This is a genomic window from Mesorhizobium sp. 113-3-9, assembly GCF_016756515.1.
GTDB lineage: Bacteria > Pseudomonadota > Alphaproteobacteria > Rhizobiales > Rhizobiaceae > Mesorhizobium.
Map to the genome: position 1 here is coordinate 1,965,001 of NZ_AP023246.1, position 2,500 is coordinate 1,967,500.

Below are 2,500 nucleotides of genomic sequence, written 5' to 3' on the forward strand. Positions count from 1 at the left end.
CAGTTCGTCGCATTAGACCCGAAACCGAGTGATCTAGCCATGAGCAGGTTGAAGGTAAGGTAACACTTACTGGAGGACCGAACCCATAACTGTTGCAATAGTTCGGGATGACTTGTGGCTAGGGGTGAAAGGCCAATCAAACTCGGAAATAGCTGGTTCTCCGCGAAATCTATTTAGGTAGAGCGTCGACCGAATACCCCAGGGGGTAGAGCACTGGATGGGCTAGGGGTCCTCACCGGATTACCAAACCTAACCAAACTCCGAATACCTGGGAGTACTAGTCGGCAGACACACGGCGGGTGCTAACGTCCGTCGTGAAAAGGGAAACAACCCTGACCTACAGCTAAGGTCCCCAAGTTATGGCTAAGTGGGAAAGGATGTGAGGATCCCAAAACAACCAGGATGTTGGCTTAGAAGCAGCCATCATTTAAAGAAAGCGTAACAGCTCACTGGTCTAAATAAGGGTCTTTGCGCCGAAAATGTAACGGGGCTAAAGCCATACACCGAAGCTTAGGGTTCGTAGCAATACGAGCGGTAGCGGAGCGTTCTGTAAGCTGATGAAGCCATACCCGTGAGGGGTGGTGGAGGTATCAGAAGTGCGAATGCTGACATGAGTAACGTAAGGGGAGTGAGAGACTCCCCCGCCGAAAGACCAAGGGTTCCTGCTTAAAGCTAATCTGAGCAGGGTTAGCCGGCCCCTAAGACGAGGCGGAAACGCGTAGTCGATGGGAACCACGTTAATATTCGTGGGCTTGGAGGTAGTGACGGATCATTGAGGTAGTCCAATCTTATCGGATTGAACGGGCTGCTGCGTGGTTCCAGGAAATAGCTCCTCCTTATAAACCGTACCCGAAACCGACACTGGTGGTCTGGTAGAGTATACCAAGGCGCTTGAGAGAACTATGCTGAAGGAACTCGGCAAATTGCACGCGTAACTTCGGAAGAAGCGTGACCCTTTTCTACGCAAGTAGAGGAGGGTGGCACAGACCAGGGGGTAGCGACTGTTTATCAAAAACACAGGGCTCTGCGAAGTCGCAAGACGACGTATAGGGTCTGACGCCTGCCCGGTGCTGGAAGGTTAAGAGGAGGGGTGCAAGCTCTGAATCGAAGCCCCAGTAAACGGCGGCCGTAACTATAACGGTCCTAAGGTAGCGAAATTCCTTGTCGGGTAAGTTCCGACCTGCACGAATGGCGTAACGACTTCCCCGCTGTCTCCAGCATAGACTCAGTGAAATTGAATTCCCCGTGAAGATGCGGGGTTCCTGCGGTTAGACGGAAAGACCCCGTGCACCTTTACTATAGCTTTACATTGGCATTCGTAGTGGCATGTGTAGGATAGGTGGTAGGCTTTGAAACCTGGGCGCCAGCTCAGGTGGAGCCACCCTTGAAATACCACCCTTATTACTATGGATGTCTAACCGCGGCCCGTTATCCGGGTCCGGGACAATGTATGGTGGGTAGTTTGACTGGGGCGGTCGCCTCCTAAAGAGTAACGGAGGCGCGCGATGGTGGGCTCAGAACGGTCGGAAATCGTTCGCTGAGTGCAATGGCATAAGCCTGCCTGACTGCGAGACTGACAAGTCGAGCAGAGACGAAAGTCGGTCATAGTGATCCGGTGGTCCCGCGTGGAAGGGCCATCGCTCAACGGATAAAAGGTACGCCGGGGATAACAGGCTGATGACCCCCAAGAGTCCATATCGACGGGGTTGTTTGGCACCTCGATGTCGACTCATCGCATCCTGGGGCTGGAGCAGGTCCCAAGGGTATGGCTGTTCGCCATTTAAAGCGGTACGTGAGTTGGGTTCAGAACGTCGTGAGACAGTTCGGTCCCTATCTGCCGTGGGTGTAGGAATATTGAAAGGATCTGTCCCTAGTACGAGAGGACCGGGATGGACGGATCTCTGGTGGACCTGTTGTGGCGCCAGCCGCATAGCAGGGTAGCTATATCCGGACGGGATAACCGCTGAAGGCATCTAAGCGGGAAACCCACCTTAAAACGAGTATTCCCTGAGAACCGTGGAAGACGACCACGTTGATAGGCCGGGTGTGGAAGAGCGGCAACGCTTGAAGCTTACCGGTACTAATAGTTCGATCGGCTTGATCGTTCTCATTCCTTATGCTCATCGTGAAACACGATGATCTGACCAGCGCTCACGCATGAGCGGCCCTTACGGGCCTATGCTCCGCGAGGGCGCCGGAAAACCGGCGACGCGCAGTCGCGCTTGCGGGCTTGCGCCCGAAAGCCACAAACGTCGCCTTGGCACAGAAAACAGCTTCTCGAATAACGTGCGTTTTGCCGACCTGGTGGTTATGGCGGAGCGGCTGCACCCGATCCCATTCCGAACTCGGCCGTGAAACGCTCCAGCGCTGATGGTACTTCGTCTCAAGACGCGGGAGAGTAGGTCGCTGCCAGGTCTGCTAAACGCACGTTTTATGTGTCACATCGTACTTTCCAAAAATCGAAGCCGATTTTTGGGGCGACGTGATGAAATCTTCTCTC

General features: G+C 54.0%; 2 rRNA genes (1 of these 2 cut by a window edge). Both read left to right on the forward strand.

Features of this window, described 5'->3' with window-relative positions:
• A 23S ribosomal RNA gene (locus MesoLj_RS09505) occupies positions 1–2,105 on the forward strand (it extends 693 nt beyond the left edge of the window).
• 195 nt (positions 2,106–2,300) lie between these two features.
• Positions 2,301–2,415, forward strand: a 5S ribosomal RNA gene (gene rrf, locus MesoLj_RS09510).
• Positions 2,416–2,500: the final 85 nt, after the last annotated feature.